Raw genomic sequence first — 5,420 nt, 5'->3', positions numbered from 1 at the left:
AACTTTACCAACCGGATAAATGGCAACTCGCTGTCGGTTACGCTTTTTTATCCAGCAAGAATCCTATATACTCCTTAATTGCCGCAAGAGTATCTAAGAGTTCATGCGGGGGAAATTCCTTCAGTATTTTGTCTGTTTTAGTATCCACAAGACGAACCATCAGCCGCTGGGTTTTTTCGTGCATTTCAAACTTAAGATCGGCATTAAGTAACTGTATAATTTTGTTGAGATGTTCCGTTGTTTTTGTTATGTCTTGTTCAGACATTGGCTGTTCTTTGGTCCCAGGCTGTGTATTTGCCTCCTTAATGGTTACCTCAGGCTTTACTTCCGGCTTACTAGTCGTTCCTACAGCACTGGTAGCTTTGATCATAGTACTGGATAATGATGAGGTATTACCGCATTTGCCCAGGGTACTGCTCTGAATATCCATGCTTAAGCACCTCGTCGTATTCATTCTGTACTTATATTATCGAATAAAATCTCAAATTCTTTAACATATTTTTTTAAAATCTGCCTACAGACTCATAGCTTACGGCAGCTTAATTTTTTGTAAAATATCATTACCAGGCAAAATAACCGGGTTAGCCGATTGCCTGTTTTCAGAGACGATAGCATCATAAAGTTCTCCACGGTAGATTCTCACTTCTTTAGGAGCATCTATGGCCAGACGAATACTGTCGCCTTTGATATCAACGATTGTCACAATAATGTTATTGTCAATTACAATACGTTCACCGACTTTGCGGGTGAGAGCCAGCATGCTACTTGCCCCCTTTTTCGGATTGATTAGGAAATCCTTGGGGAAAGAGACGATGGCGTACGGTGTATGGAGATTTTTCCAAAACTATTTGGATAGCTTGGCGGGTTTTGACGTTAACAAGGATAGGAGCTAAAAGATTGGCGGTCATTTCCTCAGCTTTGTCAGGAATACGGACAATATTGAAGATTTTAGGCTTATTGTCGTCATCGATTCCCAATTCGGCTGTGATTGTGTCGTCCAACTCAAAGCTATAGTCCGGAAAAAAGGCAAAAGGTTCGATAATGACGAAAGTCAAGTCAGGCTCATTGAGCGACTGGAGAAAAGCAAAAGGACTGTCCGGCTGATAGGGCAGGATAGCAAATTCCCTTTCTTCAGGAAAGCCGGGAAGAGCATGTGGAAACTGGATACGTTGGCTATCGGTTATCTCCAATTCGCCTAAACGGGTAGATTTAATGCGCATAGTTGCCTCCTGTTTTTTGGTTATAACGGAATTGGGCAGAGTTCTCCACACTCTGCCCAATAGTATAGTCTTACTTACATTATAACTAATTTAGCTGCCAATAACAATCCTTTATTTTGCTACGCGCTGATATCTACTGAGTTATCGGTCACCCACATTTTAATACTGGGATATTGGATCATCCGGATATCAACGGTAGCCGGCCGGAAATCCATGTTAACAGTGCCCCGAATAAACTCGAACGTAATACGACCGGGTTTGGGGTTAAATATAGGTTGATGCGCTGTGTAGCGTATGACCGGAGTTTCCAGACGAGCCCAGATCACTTCCGGCGGTAGCTGAGTATTAGCCTCTGCTGCCATGGCGGGTATAGGGTCTTCGCCTGACTCGAAGCTCATCAGACGGTCTCCCTCCTGAGCAATACGCCCAATAGTCTCAAAGGCAGTCTGACGGCCTAAATCAGCAGCATCCCTAGCAAACTGTATGTTGTTTTTCAGACCAATCGATGCACGGAAAGCCTCCCAATCAATTTCCAGTTCACCTTTGGGCTGGCTGATTTCGACAGTTGCCGGTTCGGTTTCGATCTTAAGCTGAGGCCGTGTAGTACTCAACCCCATGTCGGCGCGTGTGGTAGTTATACTGATTTTAGCAGGCTGCTGGGAGATATGGAGAGTGAGCATGTGGATCGCTCCCTATAACATAGATTCTGACAAAGGGTATCAAACAAAGAGCAAGAAAATCACCAGTTTCTGCTCGCAATAACAGCCGATTAACTCATGAAATCAACAAGCGATGGTGGCATGAGCCGAGCGCCAACCGATAGAGCAGCACGATAAATGCTTTCACTGGTTTTATAATCAATAATGGCTCTCGCTATGTCCAAATCTTCATTAGCAGATACATAGTCAGTAATGGTTACATTATTCTTTTCTAACAGCGCCTGGGCCTGCGTATACATGGACATACGGGCTCCCAATTCTGTTTGGGCTTGAAGAATACGGTTGTGAGCATTTTCTATCATGTATAGACCTGTTTTAGAGAGCCACTGCAAATCCCTGTCGGCAGTCGAATACGGAAGTGTATAAATATCGCCTGACCGATTGTCAGTGTCTACAGTCAACTCATAACTAACATTCGGAGTGCCCAGCCCCTCCAAATCATTGATAGTGATAGTCCAAGAAGTCCCATTATCCACAACGGAGATTTTGGATGAAGGTGAGTCACTGCTCATCCAGGTAACGCCTCCATCGATGGAATACGAGACCACAGGATTTCCTGTACTGGTATCGTCAATTCTGAGCGTAAACGCATTATGCTCATCGGCAGAAGTTTTTACAATATCTCCCCCTGCCGGATTGCTTTTGGCTGAAGTTTGCCCTTTTAAAGCTTCTGTGATTCTTATGAGATAATTCAGTACGCCTGCGGTCTGTACTTCCTTGCCATTTTCTATAACTGTCTGAAAACCGAAAATATCTTTTCCTGTAAGATTAATACTATCCTGAGAAGGGGTTACAGTCCCTGGCTGGATACGCATCGATATTTTGTTGGTATCGCCAGAGTACACAACAGCTTCCATCTGCTTTCCATCCGCACATGTCACAGTCCGCCTCTGAAACGGCTGTACTTTATCGTTCTGTCCGGCAAAAATATAGCGGTCACCAATCTTAGTGTTGCCTATCTCAATCATCTGGTTGATAATCCCGTCAAGTTCAGCGGCAATAGCATCCAGTGCCATATCCGGATTGGGGGATACTGCTTTAACAACAAGCTCTTTGGCCCTAATCGTCAGTGAGCTCAAATCACTCATGGCACCGTCAGTGGTTTCCATCCAGGAGATAGCATCTTTAACATGCTGGGTATACTGCTCATTTTCTTTGAGGTTAATGTTATAGCGCAAGCTCCTGATGGTTTTGACCGGGTCATCGGACGGGCGGTGCAGAGCTTTGCCATCAGAAAGTTGTTCCTGGATTTTGTTTTGACGTTCTAGTGACTTATTCAAGCTGATCATAAAGTTAAATGTCAGCATATTAGTACTTACACGCATATGTTTATTCCCTACCTTCCAACAACGCCAGTGCCGTTGATAAGTTTGTCTAACATTTCGTCTATAGTAGTCAGCACTCTGGCTGCCGCGTTATAGCCTTTTTGGAACCGGATCATATCGGCTATTTCTTCGTCTAAGTTGACACCTGATACCGATTCTCGCCAGTTCGTTATCTGATTCACCAAGGTTTGCTGGTTCTCAGTCAAACGTTCGGCGTTTTGCGCCTGCACACCGAGAGCACCAATCATCGAACTATAGTAAGTATCCAAAGAGGAGCCTCCCAACAGGCTAGAAACGTCTACTTTTAGTCGATTTGCTAGATTAACAGCATTATCACCAGCAGCATTGCCTTGCGTTTCTTTGGGGATGGTGAAGGTATAAGTGTCACCTACCGTATTATCCTGATCAGGGGTAATTCTGATGGTAATACCGAAACCGAGATCGAATTTCTTGGGTTCTGCCACCTGCTGAGGGTCAGCATCCTTAGTGCCATTAGCCAGCAAGTTTCCATTTACATCTTTAATCTGATAGCTTATTTTAGTGACAGCTCCGGTAACGGGATCCAGGCCCTCAATCCGCACCTCATAGGTCGGGGTAACAACAGTACAATTCCCCCCAACCACTGCCTTACCGCCATCAGGATTACTTTGCGTGATGTCCAGGCTTCCCACCATGGTCTTAGCAGCAATATGACTAAGTCCATTTTCTGTATTAAATAAATCAGAATTAACTACCAGTGCATCAATCCAAAGCTGTGCCCGCGGTACGCCCGGCTTGTCCGAACTGTCATAATTGGGACCGAATAAAATAACATAGTTCGCCGAGTTGTTATAATCGCTGGTAGGGCCATTGCCAGAAGCCCCAAAGAAGTTATATCCTGAATTATTATCTGTTCCATACCCGTCACGATGAACGGCATTAAACTCCTGCAGCAGAAACTGGCTCATTGCGGAAAGTTTATTCAGGTATGCTTTAACGCTAAGATCGCTATTACGAGCATCTGCTTCCGAATCTGCCGCAGTTTTGTCCCGGGCATCGATTAACCCTTTGATTTCACCACTGGTAAAGTTAATGGTAATACCAGTTGTCGCATCTTTGACATCAACAACTTCATACCCATAGTCAGGGTCTTTGCGGGATTCTACTTTAAGTTTATTGGTACTATGAGCATCTACCAATATAAGCCCAGAGGATTGAATAATATAATTGCCATAAGTATCCTCAGTTACCCGCACATTAATAATCTTGGATAACTCATCCACAAGACGGTCCCGCCGGTCGCGCAGATCGTTGGCGTGATCGGTTTTGCCAGCCTCGATCTGGGTAATCTGTTTATTTAACGAAAGCAACTCAGAAGTTATTTGATTAATGGTATCTACCCGAATCGCGATAACGTCATTAATATCGGCAGCTATACTTCTTAATTGCGTATTGGCCTGCTGAATGGCGTCTACCAGTTCAACGCCCCGCTCACGCAAGGCGGTACGGGCGCCATTGTCCGAAGCATTGGTGGATAAAGTATTCCAGGCCTTCCAGAAGTTATCCAGGACGGTTTGCATACCTGTCTCAGTAGGCTCCCGGAATACGCCCTCAATTTGGCTTAAAGTGTCTAAAATAACCTCTCCATATCCTAATGTAGAGGTTTCTTTCCACATTTGTTGATCAATATAGTTATTTCTGATCCGAACAATCGACTGAGTAAGAACGCCATTACCTACTTGCACAGTACTGGTGCCTGTAAAAACGGTTTGTGGCTTGGCGGTAGCAAGATTAACCCGCTGCCGGGAATAACCGTCTGTATTGGCATTGGCAATATTATGTCCTACGGTATCCAGCGACATTTTTTGGGCAGCAAGACCCAGCAAGATTGTGTTTAAACCACTAAATGTTGATCTCATAGTTTTCCTCCGTTACTTGTCACATGCTTACATTACGCCTTAGCGTCTAAAATTGACCTGCCAGGTCGGGCTGTTTCTGTCTGGCCTTTAGGCGCATAGATGGGGTCTGCAGTGCTCTGGCTCAACATATTAATATTAAAATTGATATAATCTAATGATTGCTTAATTAATCGCTCATTAATCGCATTGAGTTTGACAATTTCGTCAGTTACACTAGCAAATGTCTCACTGATTTGTTTGAGCTGGTTGGCGGTTTGC

Annotated in this window: 7 protein-coding genes; all 7 read right to left on the bottom strand. The window is 44.2% G+C overall.

From position 1 onward, the window contains the following. Positions 1-37: 37 nt before the first annotated feature. On the bottom strand, positions 38-430 hold the full coding sequence (locus AC29Z1_RS12245) for a flagellar protein FlaG (RefSeq protein WP_488271747.1): 393 nt from the start codon (positions 428-430) through the stop codon (positions 38-40). A gap of 99 nt (positions 431-529) precedes the next feature. Continuing rightward, complete coding sequence (csrA, locus tag AC29Z1_RS12240) at positions 530-760, bottom strand: carbon storage regulator CsrA (protein WP_488271746.1); 231 nt, start codon at positions 758-760, stop codon at positions 530-532. A 1-nt stretch (position 761) separates the two neighbouring features. Then, the gene (gene fliW / locus AC29Z1_RS12235; protein WP_488271745.1) at positions 762-1,220 is read right to left on the bottom strand and encodes a flagellar assembly protein FliW; all 459 of its coding nucleotides are present in this window, start codon (positions 1,218-1,220) and stop codon (positions 762-764) included. Between the two features lie 119 nt (positions 1,221-1,339). Next, positions 1,340-1,900, bottom strand: coding sequence for a DUF6470 family protein (locus tag AC29Z1_RS12230; RefSeq protein WP_488271744.1), 561 nt, complete (start codon positions 1,898-1,900; stop codon positions 1,340-1,342). An 89-nt stretch (positions 1,901-1,989) separates the two neighbouring features. Continuing rightward, complete coding sequence (gene flgL / locus AC29Z1_RS12225) at positions 1,990-3,264, bottom strand: flagellar hook-associated protein FlgL (protein ID WP_488271743.1); 1,275 nt, start codon at positions 3,262-3,264, stop codon at positions 1,990-1,992. 11 nt (positions 3,265-3,275) lie between these two features. Then, positions 3,276-5,162, bottom strand: a complete 1,887-nt coding sequence (gene flgK, locus AC29Z1_RS12220; protein ID WP_488271742.1) for a flagellar hook-associated protein FlgK — start codon at positions 5,160-5,162, stop codon at positions 3,276-3,278. A gap of 32 nt (positions 5,163-5,194) precedes the next feature. After that, on the bottom strand, positions 5,195-5,420 hold a 226-nt coding region (gene flgN / locus AC29Z1_RS12215), incomplete at its 5' end, for a flagellar export chaperone FlgN (RefSeq protein ID WP_488271741.1).

Source organism: Sporomusa sp. (assembly GCF_057736855.1).
This window is presented reverse-complemented; position numbering and strand designations above follow the sequence as displayed.

Excerpts from the sequence above, each read along its gene's own strand:
- AC29Z1_RS12230 (WP_488271744.1), bottom strand. The coding sequence starts at position 1,900 with ATGCTCACTCTCCATATCTCCCAGCAGCCTGCTAAAATCAGTATAACT.
- fliW (WP_488271745.1), bottom strand. The coding sequence starts at position 1,220 with ATGCGCATTAAATCTACCCGTTTAGGCGAATTGGAGATAACCGATAGC.
- flgL (WP_488271743.1), bottom strand. The coding sequence starts at position 3,264 with ATGCGTGTAAGTACTAATATGCTGACATTTAACTTTATGATCAGCTTG.
- AC29Z1_RS12245 (WP_488271747.1), bottom strand. The coding sequence starts at position 430 with ATGGATATTCAGAGCAGTACCCTGGGCAAATGCGGTAATACCTCATCA.
- flgK (WP_488271742.1), bottom strand. The coding sequence starts at position 5,162 with ATGAGATCAACATTTAGTGGTTTAAACACAATCTTGCTGGGTCTTGCT.
- csrA (WP_488271746.1), bottom strand. The coding sequence starts at position 760 with ATGCTGGCTCTCACCCGCAAAGTCGGTGAACGTATTGTAATTGACAAT.